Here is an 18,186-nt window from a genome sequence, read left to right as displayed (position 1 = left end):
CCTTGTTGGCGTGGCTCGCGTTCGAGGGTGCCTTCTCTCCTGGCGCTTGGATAAAGGTCTGGACCAGTCCTTCCTTTTGGTTTGGGTGGGCTCCCAGGCGCGCTGGCATCATGCTTTTCATCGGGTTGGCCGTGGGTGCCTTCTACATGTTGATCTGGCCGCGGATTGGACGAATGATGAAGGTCAACACGGCCTTGTGACTGAGGGCGATGGAATCGGGTGCCTGTGCGCAGCAAGGTGGCGGCGGCAAATAGCCAGGCATACAGCGGCGCGGGGAAGTAGGGGGCATCGATGAGTACAACCGTGCACTGAACGCAGTGACGACGGCGCTGGTGGGCGGTGTGGCGGGACAGGGCGCTGGCCAGGCCGCGTCCAATGCACTGGCGCCCTATGCCGCTCACTTCATCGGCAGCACGCTTGACCCGAACCACGGCAGCGACCCCAATGCGACTCTGCAACTGCTGTCGCATGCGGTGTTGGGTGCGCTGCTGGCGGAAGCCGATGGTGGCAGTGCGGGAACCGGAGCCGTGTCCGCGGCCGGCGGCGAGTTGGCCGCGAAGGTACTGACTAATACATTGACCGGCGGAGACCCCTCCAAGCTGAGCCCGGAGCAGAAAGAGATGGTGCTGGCGTTGTCGCAGGCAGTTGGCGCACTGGCGGGCGGGCTGTCGGAGCAAAAGAAGGTCACGAAATGAGTGCTAGTGATGTGAAAGATGCTGGAAGAATTTCCGTTCAGGCTGCATATGTATTGATGTGCGTGTTCCTTCAGAAGTATATGGAGAGGGGGGAGGGGCAGGACACTCTTGTTGATCTGTTATCTTCGGGAGGGTCATTTCTATGGGCGAATGGCTTGCCCAACGATCCGGCAATGTGGGATGACTGGTGTGATGCATTTGCAGAGGTTGTCACCGTGGGGAGTGCTCTTAATTCTGAATTTTGTAGCGCACAAATTAATTCGTCGGGCGAGTACTTGGCGTTGCTGGATGCGTTCTCGGTAATGATGGTATTCCTTGAGTCGATTTTTGATCGATCTGGTGAGGATCTTCCGCTGTTCGAAGTTGTTGTTCGCCTTATGTCGCCTCCAGGTGATTCCGGTTGTCTTGATGATTCCTCTGTCTGGGCTGAGTGGGTGGAGTCGGTTAGGAAGGTGAGGGCATAGGGTTCTGGGCGGTTGCTTGTTCAATGGAAGTTGGGGTTAAACGGCCGCCTCGATGAAGTTGCTCGGCTTGACGGTGTTGCCAGTCTGTATGTCACCGGTCGAAGCAGTGGTGACGCGCCAAGGTAGATTTCTTCGCAATGCGGGCGCGGAGGGATTGACCAGATCGGCCACTGGCGGGATCTGAGGGGCCGTTGATGAATCATTTTGTTCAAGTTGTTATGACGGTTGTTCCCTGGGTTCACGTGTCCACGGTGTTGGCATCGATTCGGCGGCATGGCTGGGTCCGTTTCGAGGATTGAAGGTAGGTGATGAGGAACTTGGGCGTTTGGCTATTCGAATTGGAGTTTGAGATTTGGGCATGAGGTGGGGGCGTTATTGAGTTTTTTGCATGACAGCTCCCCAGTTCTCCAGCGATCCGGACGAAGCGAAGAACCACGGCTGCAGTCATGGTTACAATTCGTCCATGATCAGCCCCCGCCTTCTGGCTTCCACACTGCTGGCCCTGGCCCTTTCGGCCTGCACCGCCACCGCGCCTGTGCAGCACAACCCGCTCGCCACCTGGGTCCCATCACCCAACCAGAACGCGCGCACCCCGGTCATCATCGTCATCCACCACACCGAGCAGAAATCGGTGCAGCAGAGCCTGCATACGTTGCGCACGGCCAACAGCGGTGGGCCGGTCAGTGCGCACTACCTGATCGGCGCCGATGGCCATCGTTACCAGCTGGTGGCTGATGAGCGCCGTGCCTGGCACGCCGGCGCCGGGCGCTGGGGCACCATCACCGATCTCAATTCGGCTTCGATCGGTATCGAGCTCGACAACGATGGCCGCAGCCCGTTCAGTGCGGCACAGATCGAATCGCTGATCGTGCTGCTGCGCGATCTCACCACGCGCCTGAACATCCCGCCGCGCCAGGTGATCGGCCATGCCGACCTGGCGCCGACGCGCAAGCAGGATCCGAGCCGCTTCTTCCCATGGCAGCAGTTGGCCGAGGCCGGCTTCGGCGTGTGGCCGCGCGCGGCCGACGGCGCGGCACCGGAAGGATTCGACGCGTGGAATGCGCTGGCCCGCTTCGGCTATCCGCTCGATAACCGCGACGCCACCGTCGCTGCGTTCCACCGCCGCTTCCGTGGCCGCGACGACCTGCCGAAGACGCTGGATGCCGAGGACGCCCGCATCCTGCACTCGCTGCTGCTGCAGACGCCGTGACTCCGCGCATGAACGCTTGGCCCCGCGCTGGGTTGCCGCCCAGCGGCCGGCCCGCCACCATGGCGGCATGATCGATTCCGCCACCTTCTTCAAGCGCAAGCACTGGACCCTGCTGGCAGCGGCCGTGCTCGCTGGTTGCGCCACCACCGCTCCCCGCACGGGCTCCGAAGCGCCCACGCCGACCTCGCCGCCGGCGGCCACCTACGCCAAGGTCGGCTGGAAAGCCCTGCCAGCGGTCTCGGACAGCGATCTGCAGGCCGGCTTCGTGGCTTGGCGCAGCAGCTGCGCCCGCCTGAAAAACGACGCTGTCTGGGCCAAGCCCTGCGCCACCGCCGCAGCGGTGTCAGACAAGAACCCGGCCGCGATCCGCCAGTTCCTGCAGCGCGACCTCGATGCCTATGCGCTGCGTGCCGGTGGCCATCAGGCCGACGGATTGATCACCGGCTACTACGAGCCGATCTACCCCGGCAGCCTGACCCGCACCGACAAGGCGACGGTGCCGGTCTACGGCACGCCGGATGATCTGGTGGTGGTGCAGCTGGACAGCCTCTACCCGGAACTGAAGGGCAAGCGCCTGCGCGGGCGCGTCGAAGGCAAGGTGCTCAAGCCCTATGACGACGCCGGCACCATCGCGGCCAAGGGCGCCAAGGCGCCGGTGCTGGCCTGGCTGACCGATCCGATGGACCTGCAGTTGCTGCAGATCCAGGGGTCCGGCCGCGTGCGCCTGGCCGATGGCAAGCAGGTACGGCTGGCCTATGCGGAACAGAACGGCCACCCCTACCGTGCCATCGGTCGTTGGCTGGTGGACCAGGGCCAGCTGAAGAAGGAAGACGTCACCATGGACGCGATCCGCGCCTGGGCCCGGGCCAATCCCGCGCGCGTGCCGGAACTGCTGCGCAGCAACCCCAGCTATGTGTTCTTCGTGCGCAATCCGGACAGCCCGGAAGGCCCGCGTGGTTCACTGAACGTGCCGCTCACCGCGGGCTACAGCGTGGCGGTAGACCGTACCGTGGTGCCGCTGGGCAGCCTGCTGTGGCTGTCGACCACGCGCCCCGATGGCACGCCCGTGGTACGCCCGGTGGCTGCGCAGGACACCGGCGGCGCCATCGCCGGCGAAGTGCGCGCGGACCTGTACTGGGGCAGTGGCGATGCCGCCGGCAAGCTGGCCGGCGACATGAAGCAGAAGGGCAACATCTGGATGCTGTGGCCGAAGGGCGTGCCCCTGCCGAACTGAACCAGCAGAGGGCGGATCCCTTTCCAAAGGAAAGGCTCTGGCCCCGGATGCCTGATAATGGCGCCATTCCGAACTTTCCGGCCGCGCCTGCGGCCAGGACCCCTGCAATGACCTACGCAAAGCACAACGCAAAACCCGGCGCGAAATCCGCCGCAAAGAAGTACTACAAGCACTGGGCCGAATCGGGCCTGGGCAAGGGCAACGTGCTGATGGAAGCGCGCGGCGACAAGATCGTGCGGCAGGTGGAAATCTACGGCACCAAGATGGTCTGGGCCGACGAGCACGCCCACAGCGATGACCGTTTCCTGCTGGCCGACCAGCCGGTGTCGTTCCTGGATTTCGACGAGGACGACGAAATCTCCGCGCGTGAATTCGAAGCCGCCTGGAAGAAGGCACGGGAAGCCACCGGCTACCCGGTGTAATCCGCCCGGCTCCCGCCCTTGTAGCGCCGAGCCTTGCTCGACGCTGCAAAAGCGGGCATGTGAAATGTTATATAATTACATTTCACCGTAACCGCCCCTTCCCATGAAGACTCCCACCCTTGTGGCCGCCCTGGCGGCCGCGCCGTTCGCCCCTGAAGCTTTCGCACAGGCCGCCGATGCCGCGCTCACCCTCGGCAAGGTGCAGGTGCACCAGCACGGCGAAGGCCAGCTCAGTGCGCACCAGGTGCTGACCTCGGTGGACGTGCTGGGTGCAGACCAGATCGAAAACCGCAACGTTTCGCACAGCTGGGAACTGCTCGGGCAGATGCCCGGCATCCAGCTCACCGAAACCCGGCAGGGTGCCGAATCGGGCAAGGTCAGCTTCCGCGCCTTCAACGGCGAGGGCTACCTCAATGCCATCAAGACCCTCATCGACGGCATCCCCAGCAACGTCAACAGCGGCAACCAGCGCTTCATCGACATGCTGTTCCCGCTGGACATCAGCTACATCGAAGTAGTGCGTGGTACCAACGATCCGCGCTATGGCCTGCACAACATCGGCGGCAACGTGAACTTCGGTACGCGCCAGGGCGGCAGCTACACCGATGCGCGCCTGGCCTACGGCAGCTACAACACCCGTGATGCGCAGCTGGCGATTGGCCGCGAAGCCAATGGCTTCGCGCAGAACTACTTTGTCGGCACCCAGGCCAGCGATGGTTATCGCGACCACGACACCTCCAGGAAGTACTCGCTGGGCGGCAAGTGGTTCTTCGGCACGCTGGACGAAGGGCTGCGCGTGGGCCTGACCGCGCGCGCCTATCACCATGAAGCCGACGAACCGGGCTTCATGACCGCTGAGGAACTGCGCACGCACCGCCGTGGCAGCGAGCTGCGCAACGGCAACGACGGCGATGACCGCGACATGCGCCAGATCGCCGCGCACGTCGACCTGAAGCTGTCCGACGCACTCACCTTCGGCACGCGGCTCTACTACAACCGCTATGAAGACGACCGCCGCGTGACCTTCAGCGACCTGCCCACCGGCAACCTGCCGCGCCAGCGCCGCGTGTGGGATGAACGCCAGACTGGCCTGCTCAGCACGCTGACCTGGCAGGCCAGCTCCACGCTTACTGTCGAGGGCGGCCTGAACTACGAGCAGCAGGACAACGGCTATATCCGCGAGCGCTATGCCTACGCCGAACCGACCGATTACAGCCAGCCGCCGGCGCGCGTGCAGAACGACGACCGCCACAGCTTCGACAACTGGGGCGCCTACGTGCAGGCGATCTACCAGCCCGCCGAGGCGTGGAAGATCGTGCCGGCCTATCGTATCGATCGCTTCAGTGGCAGCACGCACCTGATGAACGGCATCACCGCCCGGCTGCAGGATTACGGCAGCATCGGCCAGCCCAAGCTGAGCATCATCCACAGCCTGGGCCAGACCACCCACGTCTACGCCAACTGGGGCCGCACCTTCCAGGTGCTGACCGGGTCCACCGCACCGGCCTACCTCACCCCGGGGCAGGTGCCGATGCAGCCGTCCACCAATACGGGCATGGAGCTGGGCCTGAAGTTCCAGCCGTTCCAGGGCGCCCAGGCGCGCCTGGCGGTGTGGCAGCAGGACGCGGAAAACGAGGTATCCAACATGCCTGCCACCGGCACCACGGTCACCCTGGGCAAGACCCGCCGGCGCGGCGTGGATGCGCAGTTGAGCCTGCAACTGGGCGATGACTGGACGGTATGGGCGTCGCACGCCTACCAGGAAGCGAAGATCACCCGCGACGACCGCGATGCCGGCATTTCCCTGCACGGCCGCGAAGTGGCCGCCACCCCGCGCCACATCAGCAATCTGGGTGTGGACTACCGCGCCAGCGACGCGCTGCGCCTCGGCCTGCAGGCACGCGCGCAGGGCGACTACTACCTTGAGGAGCGCAACGTGGCCGGCAAGTTCGGTGGCTTCGCCGTGCTCGACCTCAGTGCTGCCTATCAGCTCACCCCGCGTTTCAGCGTGGACCTGCAACTGAAGAACGTCACCGGCCGCGAGTACGCCTACGCCTGGTACGACAGCTTCTTCTGGGACAGCGCCCGCCCGATGTTCTCGCCGGCGCCGGGCCGCAGCGTATTCGTCGGCCTCAACATGAAGCTGTAGCCGGCCACGCATCTGGCAATGGTCGAGCTTGCTCGACCTGCAGCAGGGGTCAGATCCCTTTCCGCCAGGAAAGGGCTCTGACCCCGAACCCCGCGTTTTGCACTACATTGGTGCAATGTCCGACCCCGCACCCCCGCCGTCCCTTGATGCCCTGGGCACGCCGCTGGCCTGGGCCGGGGCCGATGGCTGCATTGCCGGCTGCAATCCGGCCTTCGCCCGCTGGCTGGGCGTCAGCGTCCGGCGCCTGCTGGGTCGGCCATTGGCCGCACTGGAAGTGCAGGGCGAGGCACTTGCCCATTTCCTGGCCCGCGATGAGCGCGACAGCCTGCGCCTGAACCGGCTGGCGCTGGCGGTGCCCGGCGAGGCGCCGCGCTTCGCCGAGGGCTGGATGAGCCGCCGCGACGATGGTGGCTGGCTGCTGGAGGCGCATCCGGTCGATGAATTCCCCGGGCTGGACCCAACCCAGGCGCTGCCCAGTGCGCTCAGCGCGGCGCTGAAGGGCCTGGCCCACGAGCTGCGCAACCCGCTGGCCGGGCTGAAGGGCGCGGCCCAGCTGCTGGCCCGCCGCGCGGCGCAGCGCGACGCCAGCGAACGTGAGCTGATCGAACTGATCGGCTCGGAGATCGAGCGCCTCAACGGCCTTCTCGACCAGCTGCTGTCGCCGGCCCCGGCCGCGCCGCATGCGGAACTGAACATCCATGCCGCGCTGGAACGTGTGCTGCGCCTGGCCGAGAACGAGGCCGGCTGGGCGGTACGCCTGCAGCGCGACTACGACCCCAGCATTCCCGAATTCCACGGCGACGCCGACCGCCTCACCCAGGCGGTGTGGAACCTGGTGCGCAACGCGATCCAGGCCGGTGCCGGCAGCATCACCCTGCGCACCCGCGTGGAGCATGGGGTGCGCATCGCCGAGCAGTTGCACACGTTGGCCTTGCGCCTGGAAATCGCCGACGACGGCCGTGGCGTGCCCGAGGAGCTGGCCGAACACCTGTTCCTGCCGCTGGTCAGTGGCCGTGCCGAAGGCACCGGGCTGGGCCTGGCACTGGCCCAGCAGGTCGCGCGCGAGCATCGCGGCACGCTCACCTACCGCTCGCGTCCGGGCCATACCGTGTTCACCCTGCTGTTGCCGATCGGCAACGGCGCCGCTCCTGCCGAGGAGGCCCCGCGCGATGTCTGAGTCCCCCACCACCGCACAGCGCATCTGGGTGGTCGACGATGATCGTGCGGTGCGCTTCGTACTGTGCACCGCGCTGCGCGAGGCGGGGTACCAGGTCGTTGATTTCGACAGTGCCGCTCCCGCCCTGCAGGCGTTGAGCGCGGGCCCGCCACCGGCGCTGCTGTTCACCGATGTGCGCATGCCCGGCGACGATGGCCTGGTACTGCTGGACAAGCTCAAGGCCGCGTTGCCGCAGCTGCCGGTGGTGGTGATGTCGGCCTATACCGATGTCGCCAGCACCGCCGGTGCGTTCCGCGGGGGCGCGCATGAATTCCTGTCCAAGCCGTTCGACCTGGACGATGCCGTGGCGCTGGCGCAGCGTGTGCTGCCGGCCGTGGCGCCCGCGCTGGCCGCCCCCAGCCCCGCCGCCGAAACGCCCGGCGACCAGCCGCCGCAACTGGTGGGCGATACCCCCCCGATGCGTGCGCTGTTCCGCGCCATCGGTCGCCTGGCGCAGGCACCGCTGGCGGTGCTGATCACCGGCGAGACCGGCACCGGCAAGGAGCTGGTGGCCAATGCGCTGCACCGCGAATCGCCGCGTGCGCAGGGCCCGTTCGTCGCGCTCAATACCGCCGCGATCCCGGCCGAACTGCTGGAGAGCGAGCTGTTCGGCCACGAAGCTGGCGCCTTCACCGGTGCGCAGCGCCGTCATGTCGGCCGCTTCGAGCAGGCCAACGGCGGCACGCTGTTCCTGGATGAGATCGGCGACATGCCGTTGCCGCTGCAGACCCGCCTGCTGCGTGTGCTGGCGCAGGGTGAGTTCTTCCGCGTCGGTGGCCGCGAGCTGATCCGCGTCGATGTGCGCGTGGTGGCCGCCACCCACCAGGATCTGGAAGGCCTGGTCGCGCAGGGCAAGTTCCGCGCCGATCTGCTGCATCGCCTGGACGTGGTGCGCCTGCAGTTGCCGCCGCTGCGCGAGCGCCGCGAGGACATCGCGCAACTGGCCAGCACGTTCCTGGCCGCCGCCGCACGCAGGCTGGATACGCCGCCGAAGCGCCTCACCGCCGCGGCTCTGCAGGCGCTGCGCGAACACGACTGGCCGGGCAACGTGCGCGAACTGGAGAACGTGTGCTGGCGGATGGCCGCGCTGGCCGCCGCCGACACCATCGGCGTGGCCGATGTCGATACCGCGCTGAACCGCGCGCGCGGCCGCCGCAACAGCGGCAGCGCAGCCGATCCGGGCCAATGGGAAGCGCTGCTGGCCGAATGGGCGCGCCGTCAGCTGGCCGAAGGCGTGGAAGGGCTGCACGCGCAGGTGCGCGAGCGGGTCGACCATGCCCTGCTGGAGGCAGCGCTGCAGATCACCCACGGTCGCCGCGCCGAAGCCGCTGCCCGCCTCGGCCTCGGCCGCAATACCCTTACCCGCAAGCTGGGCGCCGGGCGCCGTCGCGGGGGCCATTGAACGGTCCCTGCACGCGATCCTCGCGCCCGCTTGCCGAACCGTTGATCGTTCATGGACGATGCAATGCTTAGTGTCACCTGCAAGGAGTCTTCGATGCGTCTGTCCTTTGCCATCCTGCCGTTGTCCGCCGCCGTGCTGCTGTCTGCCTGTGGCAGCGCGCCGAAGAAGGCCGAGCCCACCCCGCCGCCGCCCACCGTGGTCAGCGCAGCGAAGCAGGGCGAGGCCAATCTGTCTCCGGCCTCGGCCAGCATCGTCAGTGGCCGCATCGCACTGATGGTGGAGCCCGGCGGTATCCACATCACCGGCCTGATCGGTGGCCTGCAGCCGATGCAGCAGGCCGGCTTCCACATCCACGAGCGCGGCGACTGCAGCGCGGTGGATGCCAGCAGCGCCGGCAACCACTTCAACCCCGGTGGCGCCGCGCATGGCCGCGCCGGCACCGGCAAGCACCACCTGGGCGACATGGACAACCTGCGTGCCGATGCCCAGGGCCGCGCCAACGTCGATATCCACCTCAAGGGCGTTACCCTTGGCGGAGGCGCCGCCACCGATATCGCCGGACGTGCACTGGTCGTGCATGCCAACGCCGACGACTATCGCAGCCAGCCCGCCGGCAATGCCGGCGTCCGCATCGCCTGTGGCGTGATCCGGGTCGTCCGCTGATCACTGCAGGCAACATCCAGGGAGAGATTCCAATGCGTCTGATCCACACTTCGCTGTTTGCGGCCATCGCCGCGCTGGGCCTGGCGGCCTGTAACCAGCAGCCCGCCGCGCCGCAGACTGAGACTCCGCCGGCCGCGCCGGCTGACGGCGCCACCACCGAGCCGGCTGCAACTCCTGAACCGGCTGCGGCACCGGCTGCCGATGCCTCGGCCACCGCCGAACTGGCACCGACCCAGGGCAACGAAACCAAGGGCAGCGTCACCTTCAAGGTGGTCGACGGCAAGGTCCACGTGACCGGCCAGATCACTGGCCTGAAGCCGGGCAGCGAGCACGGCTTCCACATCCACGAGAAGGGCGACTGCAGCGCGCCGGACGGCATGAGCGCCGGCGGCCACTTCAACCCGGGCAAGCAGGATCACGGCAACGTCGCCACCGATCCGCACCACGGCGGCGACATGCCCAACATCAAGGCCGACGACAAGGGCGTGGCCACCATCGACGGCCCGGTGTCGAGCAATGTCAACATCGGCAAGGGTGATGACTTCGACATCATCGGCCGCGGCCTGATCGTCCACGCCGATGCGGACGACTACAAGACCCAGCCGACCGGCAACGCCGGCGCACGCCTGGCGTGTGCGGTGATCCAGAAGGCCCCGTAAGAATCAAGGAACGCCGGCGCAAGCCGGCGTTTTTCATTATCGGTAGTGCCGGCCGCTGGCCGGCAATCGCAGATCCGGACGTTGCCGGCCAGCGGCCGGCACTACCCGCCTTCAGCGCGCCAGCAGCTCGCGCGCGTCGTGCCCGGCCCCGCAGTGCACGAACAGCACTGCGGCCCTTTATGCTGGAAACGGAAAATGCCGGCGCAAGCCGGCGTTCTTCTTTATCGGTAGTGCCGGCCGCTGGCCGGCAATCGCACATCCGGACGTTGCCGGCCAGCGGCCGGCACTACCCGCCTTCAGCGCGCCAGCAGCTCGCGCGCGTCCTGCCCGGCCTCGCAGTGCACGAACAGCACCGGCACGCCGTGCGCTTCCAGCACCGCGGCCATCTGCCGCTGGCGCATCAGGAACTGCTCGTAGATGCCCTGCAGGCGGTCGCAATCGTTCTTGCTGTGGTTGTAGTACGCGCACCAACCCGCCGGATCGAACAGCGCCATGCGTGCCTCGCCATGGGTATAGCGCAGCAGCGGCTCGGGCGCGGCATTGAGCCACTCGTCTTCGCCCGGCGCCATGATCGCGGTCTCGATCAGCGGCCACAGCGCCGCCAAGCCCTGGTTGTCGTACTGCATCGACATCATCGCGGCCAGGTCGTTCACGGTGAAATAGCGCGCGTGTTCGATGCGGGCACCGAAGCTGTTCTGTGCCATCAACGCGGTGTCGGCATGCGCCATGCCGTTGGCCAGCAGTGTTTCTTCCAGCGCATTGGCCACCGCGTTGGTGGTGGCCACGTCGCTGCCGGTCAGCAGGAACGGCACCACGCGCAGGCCGCCCCCCACCAGGGTCGCATCGGCCTGGAACGGCAGCGGCACATCGCCTGCGGCATCGGTGCCGAAGGCCAGCAGGCGCGGGCCCTGGTTGCGGCCCGGGGCACGCATCTGCAGTTCTTCCAGGCGGCGATGGATCGGCCAGCCCGGGCGCAGTACTTCGGCCGGGTCGAAATGGGCGGCCGCGAACACCAGGTCCAGCTCGGCCACCTGCGGCACCAGCTTGGAAAGGTCACGGCCGACGCGTTCGGCCAGTTCACCGGCCTGTTCAGCGCTGAGCACCGCCTGGCGGGGGATTTCGCCGCCGGCCAGTTCCAGGGCCAGCACGCCAAGGGCATTCATCGCGGGGTCGGGTTTGCTCATGGTTCCACGGTTGGCCCATCACAGGGCGGCAGCTACACTTGGCTCCATTATGCCTGCTCCGCCGTGCAGGCCATGTTGCAGACACCCTCATCCATGCCAGGTATCTCCATGCCCAACGCTCGTCCCGTCGCCATCCTCGGTGGCGTCCGCATTCCGTTCTGCCGCCAGAACACCGCGTATTCGGATGTCGGCAACCTCGGCATGTCGGTCCGTACGCTGGGCGCGCTGGTCGAACGGTTCGGCCTGCACGGCCAGCAACTGGGTGAAGTGGCGATGGGTGCGGTGATCAAGCACTCCAGCGACTGGAACCTGGGCCGTGAAGCCACGCTGTCCTCCGGCCTGTCGCCGCTGACCCCGGGCATCACCCTGCAGCGCGCCTGCGGCACCTCGCTGGACAGCATCATCACTGTCGCCAACAAGATCGCGCTGGGCCAGATCGAATCGGGCATCGGCGGCGGTTCGGACACCACCTCCGACGTGCCGATCGTCTACGGCAAGAAGCTGCGCGCGCGCCTGCTGGCCGCCAACCGCGCCAAGAGCACTGGCGACAAGATCCGCGCGCTCACTTCCGGCTTCAAGTTCTCCGAGCTCAAGCCCGAGTTCCCGGGCGTGGCCGAGCCGCGCACCGGCAAGAGCATGGGCGACCACTGCGAGGACATGGCCAAGGAATGGAACATCTCGCGCGACTCGCAGGATGAGTGGGCGGTGTCCTCGCACAAGAAGCTGGCCGCCGCCTATGAGCGTGGCTTCTTCAACGACCTGATCGCACCGTTCCGTGGCGTCGAGCGTGACAACATCCTGCGCCCGGATACCTCGCTGGAAAAGCTGGCCACGCTGAAGCCGGCGTTCGACAAGGTTTCCGGCCGTGGCACGCTGACCGCCGCCAATTCCACCCCGCTGACCGACGGTGCCGCTGCGGTACTGCTGGCCAGCGAAGAGTGGGCGCGCGCGCACGGCCATGAGCCGCAGGCCTACCTGCGCGACGCGCATGTCTCTGCGGTGGACTTCGTGCATGGCGAAGGCCTGCTTATGGCGCCGACCATCGCGGTGCCGGAGATGCTCAAGCGTAATGGCCTGACCCTGCAGGACTTCGACATCTACGAGATCCACGAAGCCTTCGCCGCGCAGGTGCTGTGCACCCTGCGTGCGTGGGAGAGCGAGGATTACTGCCGCAACCGCCTGGGGCTGGACGCACCGCTGGGCCGCATCGACCCGGACAAGATCAACCTGCTGGGTTCGTCGCTGGCCACCGGTCATCCGTTCGCCGCCACCGGCGCCCGCGTCATCGCCACCGCCGCCAAGCAGCTGGCCGAACGCGGCGGTGGTCGCGCGCTGGTGTCGATCTGCACCGCCGGCGGCATGGGCGTGGTGGCGATCGTCGAACGCTGATCGCTGCGACCGCGCGCTAACCAAGGTTGGCGACTACCAGAAATGCGTGCTGGATCTGCTGTGGTAGATGCCGACCTTGGTCGGCCGTGAAACGGCATCGCTCGGAAAGGCCACGCGCCAACCAGGGTTGGCGACTAACGGGTCCCGCACATGAAAACGCCGCCCATTGGGCGGCGTTTTTTGCTCCTGTGGGTGCCGACCGTTGGTCGGCCTATTTCAGCAGCGGTCACGGCAACCGCGGATTACCGAATTCGTCGCGCTCTTCGTTGGCGTCATACACCGGCGGCTGCACCGCGAGCGGCTGTTCTTCCACCGTGGCACGCAGTGGCGTCTCGCCGCCGCGCACCAGCGCCACGCTGTCCTCGCCGCGCTGCAGGCGCAGCGCATTGGCCAGGCACTGCGCGGCCAGCGCGTGTTCGCCACGCTGGGCGAACAGTTCACCCAGCGCTTCCCACGCCGGTGCACCGGCGCCCGCGGCGATGGCCTCGTGCAGGAACGCATCGGCGGCCTCCCACTGCTGCTGGGCCAGGGCCACGCGGCCCTGCGCCAGGCGCAACGCGGCCGAGCCGTCATGCACGTTGCGCCAACGTGCGAGGTTGGCCTGGCGGGTAGCCAGGCGCTCGGCCGGCAGACGGCCATACAGCGCCACCAGTTCGTCATCCCAGCGCTGGTCCAAGGCCTGTTCCAGCGCCAGCAGCGCCGGCTCGTCCCAGTCCAGCGCCACCGCGCGGCTGGCATAGGCGCCAACCACGTCCGGAGTCGGTCGCAGTGCCTTCGGCGTGGCTTCCCACTGCGCGGCCAGTGCGTTGACGTCGGCCGCTTCCAGCAGCGCTTGTGCAGCCAGGCGTGCTTCCAGTTCACTGCTGGCCTCGGCCGGCAGCACCTTGCTCTGGCGCAGTGCACCCAGCTGGCCATACGCCTCGTGGGCGCGGCCGGCCTGTGCCAGTGCCTCGGTGCGCAGCCACAGGCCACGTGGCGGCAGCGGCTGGATCGCCGCTACGTCCAATGCGTTGATCGCATCCACCGGCAGATCGCGCGCCAGCAGCTGTTCGGCGCGCAGCAGCGCCTGCAGGGTGGCATCACTTTCGCCCAGGCGCTGCAGCAGCGCCTCGCCAGCCGGGCCGTCGGCACGTGCCTGCGCGCTGCGCACGGCGTTGGCCAGCGCCACCGCGCTCACTTCCGGATCCTTGGCGGCACCGTCCAGCAGTTTCTCGGCACGCTGCCACTGGCCGTGCTCATAGGCCTGCAGGCCGTCGATCAGGCGCACCCGGCCCTGTTTGCGGCGGTAGCGGCCCCAGGCGCGGAACGGTGCGGCGATCAGGCTCCACAGCAGCCATAGCACCAGCACCGCGATCACTGCCAGCAGCGCCACCTTCGGCAGGTTGCTGTGGTAGTCGTAGCCGCCGTAGCGCAGGGTCACTTCGCCGAAGCGGTTCAGGTCATCGGCGCCGAGCCATTGCGCAGCGACCACGCCGATGGCCACGGCCAGCAACAGCACGACCAGGGATTGCAGGGGTTTCATGCGGGCTTACCTCCGGTCGGTCTGGGTGCGCAGTTGTTGCAGGGTGCTGCCAAGGACAGCGTCGTTGGCCTGCAGCGGCAGTTCGCGCAAGGCCTTCAGTTCAGCACGTTGCGCGCGCAGGGCTGGTGAATCCGGCCAGCGCCGCTGTGCCCAGTGCTCCACGCGGTCCAATGCGGTATTGCGCCCCGCGCGGTCGCCGCGCTCGATTGCCGCACGTGCCAATGTCAGTTCCAGCTGCAGCGCGTCGTCGGCATTGCGCTGTTCGGCGGCGGTCAGCGGGCCGTTCTGGCGGCTCGGGGTGATGTCCACGAACGGCGCCAGAGCTGCCTGCCACCAGGGTTTGGCGGTGCTGCTGCCGGTTGTGCCGGTGATCTGCGAAGGCAGGCCCTGCAGTGCCCTGCCCACAGCATCCAGGCGCTGCAGCGACTGCACGCGTGGGCCGCTGCCGAGCGCATCCAGTGCCTCGCGCTCCTGCACCAGCGCCTGGCGCAGGTTCAGGCCATCACTGTCGGGCAGTTCGGCCAGTGCCGTCGCGGCCTGGGCGTACAACCGGCGTGCGCCTTCCACATCGTCGGCGTAGTTCAGGCGCTGCGCGGCCTGGGTCAGCAGCAGTTCGGCCTCATCGCGCTGTACCGCCTGGCGGCCCTGGTTGGCGCTGTCGGCCAGCTTGGCCAGGTTCTCTTCCAGCAATGCGCTGCGCTGGGAAAGGCCCAGCATCTCGTCGCGCAGCACGCGGTTGGTGGCGGCCGCGTCCTGCAGGCGCTGGCTGGTCGCGCGCTGGTCACGACGCAGCGCATCCAGCGTGGCCTCCAGGCCCTTCAGCTGGACAGCCGTGGTCTGTGCCTGCGCTGCCTGTTCGTTCTGTTGCTGTTGCCAGACATACCAGCCGGCATAGCCGCCCACGCCGAGCACGACCACACCGGCCAGCGGCAGCAGCCAGCGCACGGGTCGACGGGGCGGGGAAACGGGCGGAGTGTCGTTCATCGGGCTTCCTTGTCGGCAACGTCGCCGGTCGGGGGCCGGCAGGCCGCATTGTGCACAGCATCACTGTTGCCGACGACAGCGGCAAGCGTGACCCACGTCCCTGTTCAGGTCGCTGCCGGGACGGTGAGCGTGGCGTGTGCGGCCGCCACCAGCTGCGCGCTGGTGGGGCCTGCCGCGCGCACGACATGCTGCAGGCCCAGTGCCCGGGCCTGTTCGCCGAGGCGATCACTGGCCACCACGGCAGTCGCGTGCGCCTGCAGACGCTGCTGCAAGGGCGGCGGAAGCTGCTGCCAGAAATGCTGCAGCGCTTCGCCACTGCTCACCGCCAGCATCCACGGCTGCGCTGAATGCGCCAATCGAGCCAGCGCACGGGGCGGCAGGTGCAGCAGGCGACGCTGGTAGATGTCGGCACGTTCGATTGTGGCGCCGGCCGCCTGCAGCCGCGCGGCAATCAGGCCACGCCCGCCGGGCGCGGTCACCAGGCCGATGCGCAGGCCCTGTACGTCAGCCAGCACCGGCAGCGCCAGCAGGCCTTCACTGTCCATCCGCTGCGGCGCATGCACCTCGGTGATGCCGTGTGCCCGCAATGCGCGCGCGGTGCCTTCGCCGACGGTCAGCCACGGGCTGCGCTGCGCCTCGGCCAGCGGCAGCAGGGTGGCGGCCGCGGTGACGGCGGCCGGGCTGGTGAACACCACCCGATCGCAGTTCAGCGCGCGTTGCAGCTGGCGCACCACAGGCGTGCCATGCAGGCGCTGCAGGCGCCAGGGCGCCAGGGCCAGGACATCCCCGCCCAGCCCAGCAACGGCGCGGCGCAGCGCCACATTCTGGCCCCGCGGGCGCAGCGAGATCAGGGTCCAGCGCGCGCCGGAACGGGTGGCGCCAGTGGGTATCGTATGGTCGGCCATTGCCTGCATTATGCGGGCCCTTCGTTGTCGTGGTCGCTGCTCCGATGTCCGTTGATGCCCTGACTTCCTCGTTGGCCGCCCTGCAGGACGTGCTGGACTGCATGCCGGCGGTGCGCGCCATGCAGATCCAGCTCGACGGCTATGCCGATGGCGTGCTGCGCATCACCGCGCCGCTGGCCGCCAACGTCAACGACAAGGGCAACGCCTTCGGCGGCAGCCTGGCCTCGGTGCTGACCCTGTCCGGCTGGGCGCTGGTCAGCCTGCGCCTGCGCCTGGCCGGCCACGATGCCGAGGTCTACGTGGCCGACAGCAACCTGCGCTACCTGGCCCCGGTCTACGAAGACCTGCACGCCCACGCTGAGGCGGCCGAGGCCACCGGCTGGGATGCCTTCCTGAACACCTTCCGGCAGCGCCGCAAGGCCCGCATCAGCATCATCGCCACCCAGCCCGGCGCCGATGGCAAGCCCGCCGCCGAATTCAGCGGTCGCTTCGTTGCCTTCGCCAAAGGGTAGGATGGCAGGCTGACGTTCTGGGGAAACCACTGATGCGCCGCCTGATCCAGTTCCTGATCTGTTCCCTGCTGCTGGCCAGTGCCGTGGCCTCGGCCGACGACCTCAGCCGCAAGCAGCGCAAGCTGCTGGAAGAGACCCAGATCGCCTACGGGGCGACCATCCGCTGGGGCAGCATGGACGATGCCATCGGCTACCTCGACCCCAAGCTGCGCAAGGAAAAGCCGCCCACCGAGTTCGAGCTCAACCGTTACGCGCAGCTGCGCGTGTCGTCCTACCGCGAGCGCAGCAGTGCCTCACTGGACGGGGGACTGGTCGAGCGCCGGGTCGAAATCGGGGTGATCAACCAGAACACCCAGGCCGAGCGCACGGTGGTCGTGGTCGAGCGCTGGCGCTGGGACCCGGAAGCCAAGCGCTGGTGGCAGACCGCCGGCCTGCCGGACCTGTGGAAGGGGCAGTGACGGGCCGCGTCCGGCTTGTGCGACAATCGGCGCCCGCTTAATCGACCCGTGACCTGAGTGAATTACGAAGAGTTGCTGGCCTTTGCAGGCCGAAACCCGATGCTGTCCGCGGCCCTGGTCGGCCTGACCGTGGCCATCATCGTCACCGAGATCCGCCGCCTGTTCCGGGGCTTCAAGGGCATCAAGCCCGCCGAACTGACCCAGCTGATCAACGCGGGCGGCACGGTGGTGGTCGACCTGTCGGCCAGCGGTGACTTCGAGAAGGGCCACATTGCCGGCAGCCGCAACGCCCAGGCCAGTGCCTTCGGCCCGGACCACAAGCTGGTGGCCAACGCCAAGCAGTCGCCGGTGGTGCTGGTGTGTCGCAGCGGCAACGCCTCGGAAACCGCCGCCAAGGCGCTGAAGAAGGCCGGCTTCGAGAAGGTCTACGTGCTCGACGGCGGCATTCCCGCCTGGCAGCAGGCCGAGCTGCCGCTGGTCAAGGGCCGCAACTGATTGCCGCATGTGGCGGATCCGGCCTTGTATGGGCCTGATCCCGCCCCCATCGCAGTAATTCGACCATCGTTTTCATTGCATTCATTGGAGTTACTGGAAATGTCCGAAGAGATCACCAACGGCGCTGCTGCGCCGGTCGATGCCGCCACCGGCCCCGCTTTCACCGTCGAGAAGATCTACGTCAAGGACGTCTCCTTCGAGTCGCCGAACGCCCCGACCATCTTCAATGACCAGGTGCAGCCGGAGCTGCAGCTGAACCTGAACCAGCAGGTGCAGCGCCTGGGTGAGAACGCCTTCGAAGTCGTGCTGGCCGTGACCCTGACCTGCCAGGCCGGTGAGCGCACCGCCTACGTGGCCGAAGTGAAGCAGGCCGGCGTGTTCGGCCTGGTCGGCCTGGACCCGCAGTCGATCGACGTGCTGCTTGGCACCCAGTGCCCGAACATCCTGTTCCCGTACGTGCGCCAGCTGATCAGCGACCTGATCCAGGCCGGCGGCTTCCCGCCGTTCTTCCTGCAGCCGATCAACTTCGAAGGCCTGTACGCAGAAACCCTGCGCCAGCGCCAGGAGCAGGGCGACGCACCGTCGCTGGCTGACTCCGAGCCGGCTGGCAACGCCTGATTCCT

19 protein-coding genes are annotated in these 18,186 nt (G+C 67.5%); 15 read left to right on the top strand and 4 right to left on the bottom strand.

Annotation, left to right across the window (positions count from 1 at the left end):
* Positions 1-317: 317 nt before the first annotated feature.
* From ACUVWL_RS16885 to ACUVWL_RS16840, 10 genes are all read left to right on the top strand, one after another.
* Positions 318-695 carry a VENN motif pre-toxin domain-containing protein gene (locus tag ACUVWL_RS16885; protein WP_032959340.1) on the top strand — a complete coding sequence of 126 codons (378 nt, stop codon included), beginning with the start codon at positions 318-320 and terminating at the stop codon, positions 693-695.
* On the top strand, positions 692-1,159 hold the full coding sequence (locus ACUVWL_RS16880; protein ID WP_445978585.1) for a hypothetical protein: 468 nt from the start codon (positions 692-694) through the stop codon (positions 1,157-1,159). Before ACUVWL_RS16885 ends, ACUVWL_RS16880 begins: the two co-directional genes overlap by 4 nt.
* A 463-nt stretch (positions 1,160-1,622) precedes the next feature.
* Positions 1,623-2,369: an N-acetylmuramoyl-L-alanine amidase gene (locus tag ACUVWL_RS16875; protein ID WP_032959392.1), complete on the top strand. Its 747-nt coding sequence runs from the start codon at positions 1,623-1,625 to the stop codon at positions 2,367-2,369.
* 67 nt (positions 2,370-2,436) lie between these two features.
* Positions 2,437-3,603, top strand: coding sequence for a murein transglycosylase A (mltA, locus tag ACUVWL_RS16870; RefSeq protein WP_032959393.1), 1,167 nt, complete (start codon positions 2,437-2,439; stop codon positions 3,601-3,603).
* 107 nt (positions 3,604-3,710) lie between these two features.
* Positions 3,711-4,025, top strand: a complete 315-nt coding sequence (locus ACUVWL_RS16865; RefSeq protein WP_005411860.1) for a hypothetical protein — start codon at positions 3,711-3,713, stop codon at positions 4,023-4,025.
* A gap of 103 nt (positions 4,026-4,128) precedes the next feature.
* Positions 4,129-6,174 carry a TonB-dependent receptor gene (locus tag ACUVWL_RS16860; RefSeq protein WP_445978584.1) on the top strand — a complete coding sequence of 682 codons (2,046 nt, stop codon included), beginning with the start codon at positions 4,129-4,131 and terminating at the stop codon, positions 6,172-6,174.
* Between the two features lie 115 nt (positions 6,175-6,289).
* Positions 6,290-7,351 carry a two-component system sensor histidine kinase NtrB gene (locus ACUVWL_RS16855; RefSeq protein WP_032959394.1) on the top strand — a complete coding sequence of 354 codons (1,062 nt, stop codon included), beginning with the start codon at positions 6,290-6,292 and terminating at the stop codon, positions 7,349-7,351.
* Complete coding sequence (gene ntrC / locus ACUVWL_RS16850; protein WP_032959347.1) at positions 7,344-8,792, top strand: nitrogen regulation protein NR(I); 1,449 nt, start codon at positions 7,344-7,346, stop codon at positions 8,790-8,792. The genes ACUVWL_RS16855 and ntrC overlap by 8 nt, the downstream gene beginning before the upstream one ends.
* A 93-nt stretch (positions 8,793-8,885) precedes the next feature.
* Entirely contained in the window at positions 8,886-9,455 is a 570-nt protein-coding gene (locus ACUVWL_RS16845; protein WP_014645498.1) for a superoxide dismutase family protein, read from the top strand.
* Positions 9,456-9,487: 32 nt separating this feature from the next.
* On the top strand, positions 9,488-10,114 hold the full coding sequence (locus tag ACUVWL_RS16840) for a superoxide dismutase family protein (RefSeq protein WP_049408330.1): 627 nt from the start codon (positions 9,488-9,490) through the stop codon (positions 10,112-10,114).
* Positions 10,115-10,410: 296 nt separating this feature from the next.
* Here ACUVWL_RS16840 and ACUVWL_RS16835 read toward each other — a convergent pair whose 3' ends face one another.
* Positions 10,411-11,298 (bottom strand): hypothetical protein, encoded by an 888-nt coding sequence (locus ACUVWL_RS16835; RefSeq protein ID WP_041862938.1) that lies wholly within the window; start codon positions 11,296-11,298, stop codon positions 10,411-10,413.
* A gap of 93 nt (positions 11,299-11,391) precedes the next feature.
* On the opposite strand from ACUVWL_RS16835, the gene ACUVWL_RS16830 reads away from it, so the two are divergent.
* Entirely contained in the window at positions 11,392-12,687 is a 1,296-nt protein-coding gene (locus tag ACUVWL_RS16830; RefSeq protein ID WP_111206060.1) for an acetyl-CoA C-acetyltransferase, read from the top strand.
* Between the two features lie 226 nt (positions 12,688-12,913).
* Here ACUVWL_RS16830 and ACUVWL_RS16825 read toward each other — a convergent pair whose 3' ends face one another.
* The 3 genes from ACUVWL_RS16825 to ACUVWL_RS16815 form a co-directional block, all read right to left on the bottom strand.
* The gene (locus ACUVWL_RS16825) at positions 12,914-14,209 is read right to left on the bottom strand and encodes a heme biosynthesis HemY N-terminal domain-containing protein (RefSeq protein WP_049418860.1); all 1,296 of its coding nucleotides are present in this window, start codon (positions 14,207-14,209) and stop codon (positions 12,914-12,916) included.
* Positions 14,210-14,215: 6 nt separating this feature from the next.
* Positions 14,216-15,193: a uroporphyrinogen-III C-methyltransferase gene (locus tag ACUVWL_RS16820; protein WP_032959352.1), complete on the bottom strand. Its 978-nt coding sequence runs from the start codon at positions 15,191-15,193 to the stop codon at positions 14,216-14,218.
* A 104-nt stretch (positions 15,194-15,297) separates the two neighbouring features.
* Positions 15,298-16,107, bottom strand: coding sequence for a uroporphyrinogen-III synthase (locus ACUVWL_RS16815; RefSeq protein ID WP_111206059.1), 810 nt, complete (start codon positions 16,105-16,107; stop codon positions 15,298-15,300).
* 35 nt (positions 16,108-16,142) lie between these two features.
* Between ACUVWL_RS16815 and ACUVWL_RS16810 the strand changes: the two genes are divergently transcribed.
* The 4 genes from ACUVWL_RS16810 (at position 16,143) to secB (ending at position 18,181) form a co-directional block, all read left to right on the top strand.
* The gene (locus tag ACUVWL_RS16810; RefSeq protein ID WP_005407593.1) at positions 16,143-16,610 is read left to right on the top strand and encodes a YiiD C-terminal domain-containing protein; all 468 of its coding nucleotides are present in this window, start codon (positions 16,143-16,145) and stop codon (positions 16,608-16,610) included.
* Between the two features lie 32 nt (positions 16,611-16,642).
* Positions 16,643-17,068 (top strand): hypothetical protein, encoded by a 426-nt coding sequence (locus tag ACUVWL_RS16805; RefSeq protein WP_014035526.1) that lies wholly within the window; start codon positions 16,643-16,645, stop codon positions 17,066-17,068.
* 57 nt (positions 17,069-17,125) lie between these two features.
* The gene (locus ACUVWL_RS16800) at positions 17,126-17,563 is read left to right on the top strand and encodes a rhodanese-like domain-containing protein (protein ID WP_014645505.1); all 438 of its coding nucleotides are present in this window, start codon (positions 17,126-17,128) and stop codon (positions 17,561-17,563) included.
* Positions 17,564-17,662: 99 nt separating this feature from the next.
* Positions 17,663-18,181: a protein-export chaperone SecB gene (gene secB, locus ACUVWL_RS16795; RefSeq protein WP_005407596.1), complete on the top strand. Its 519-nt coding sequence runs from the start codon at positions 17,663-17,665 to the stop codon at positions 18,179-18,181.
* Positions 18,182-18,186: the final 5 nt, after the last annotated feature.

This window comes from Stenotrophomonas muris, assembly GCF_052751275.1.
Note: the sequence above shows the minus strand (reverse complement) of the source record. Positions and strands in the feature narration are given on the sequence as shown.

What these genes read in the sequence shown, in the direction of transcription:
- ACUVWL_RS16880 (WP_445978585.1), top strand. Translation starts at nt 692, where the DNA reads ATGAGTGCTAGTGATGTGAAAGATGCTGGAAGAATTTCCGTTCAGGCT.
- ACUVWL_RS16875 (WP_032959392.1), top strand. Translation starts at nt 1,623, where the DNA reads ATGATCAGCCCCCGCCTTCTGGCTTCCACACTGCTGGCCCTGGCCCTT.
- mltA (WP_032959393.1), top strand. Translation starts at nt 2,437, where the DNA reads ATGATCGATTCCGCCACCTTCTTCAAGCGCAAGCACTGGACCCTGCTG.
- ACUVWL_RS16865 (WP_005411860.1), top strand. Translation starts at nt 3,711, where the DNA reads ATGACCTACGCAAAGCACAACGCAAAACCCGGCGCGAAATCCGCCGCA.
- ACUVWL_RS16860 (WP_445978584.1), top strand. Translation starts at nt 4,129, where the DNA reads ATGAAGACTCCCACCCTTGTGGCCGCCCTGGCGGCCGCGCCGTTCGCC.
- ACUVWL_RS16855 (WP_032959394.1), top strand. Translation starts at nt 6,290, where the DNA reads ATGTCCGACCCCGCACCCCCGCCGTCCCTTGATGCCCTGGGCACGCCG.
- ntrC (WP_032959347.1), top strand. Translation starts at nt 7,344, where the DNA reads ATGTCTGAGTCCCCCACCACCGCACAGCGCATCTGGGTGGTCGACGAT.
- ACUVWL_RS16845 (WP_014645498.1), top strand. Translation starts at nt 8,886, where the DNA reads ATGCGTCTGTCCTTTGCCATCCTGCCGTTGTCCGCCGCCGTGCTGCTG.
- ACUVWL_RS16840 (WP_049408330.1), top strand. Translation starts at nt 9,488, where the DNA reads ATGCGTCTGATCCACACTTCGCTGTTTGCGGCCATCGCCGCGCTGGGC.
- ACUVWL_RS16835 (WP_041862938.1), bottom strand. Translation starts at nt 11,298, where the DNA reads ATGAGCAAACCCGACCCCGCGATGAATGCCCTTGGCGTGCTGGCCCTG.
- ACUVWL_RS16830 (WP_111206060.1), top strand. Translation starts at nt 11,392, where the DNA reads ATGCCAGGTATCTCCATGCCCAACGCTCGTCCCGTCGCCATCCTCGGT.
- ACUVWL_RS16825 (WP_049418860.1), bottom strand. Translation starts at nt 14,209, where the DNA reads ATGAAACCCCTGCAATCCCTGGTCGTGCTGTTGCTGGCCGTGGCCATC.
- ACUVWL_RS16820 (WP_032959352.1), bottom strand. Translation starts at nt 15,193, where the DNA reads ATGAACGACACTCCGCCCGTTTCCCCGCCCCGTCGACCCGTGCGCTGG.
- ACUVWL_RS16815 (WP_111206059.1), bottom strand. Translation starts at nt 16,107, where the DNA reads ATGCAGGCAATGGCCGACCATACGATACCCACTGGCGCCACCCGTTCC.
- ACUVWL_RS16810 (WP_005407593.1), top strand. Translation starts at nt 16,143, where the DNA reads ATGTCCGTTGATGCCCTGACTTCCTCGTTGGCCGCCCTGCAGGACGTG.
- ACUVWL_RS16805 (WP_014035526.1), top strand. Translation starts at nt 16,643, where the DNA reads ATGCGCCGCCTGATCCAGTTCCTGATCTGTTCCCTGCTGCTGGCCAGT.
- secB (WP_005407596.1), top strand. Translation starts at nt 17,663, where the DNA reads ATGTCCGAAGAGATCACCAACGGCGCTGCTGCGCCGGTCGATGCCGCC.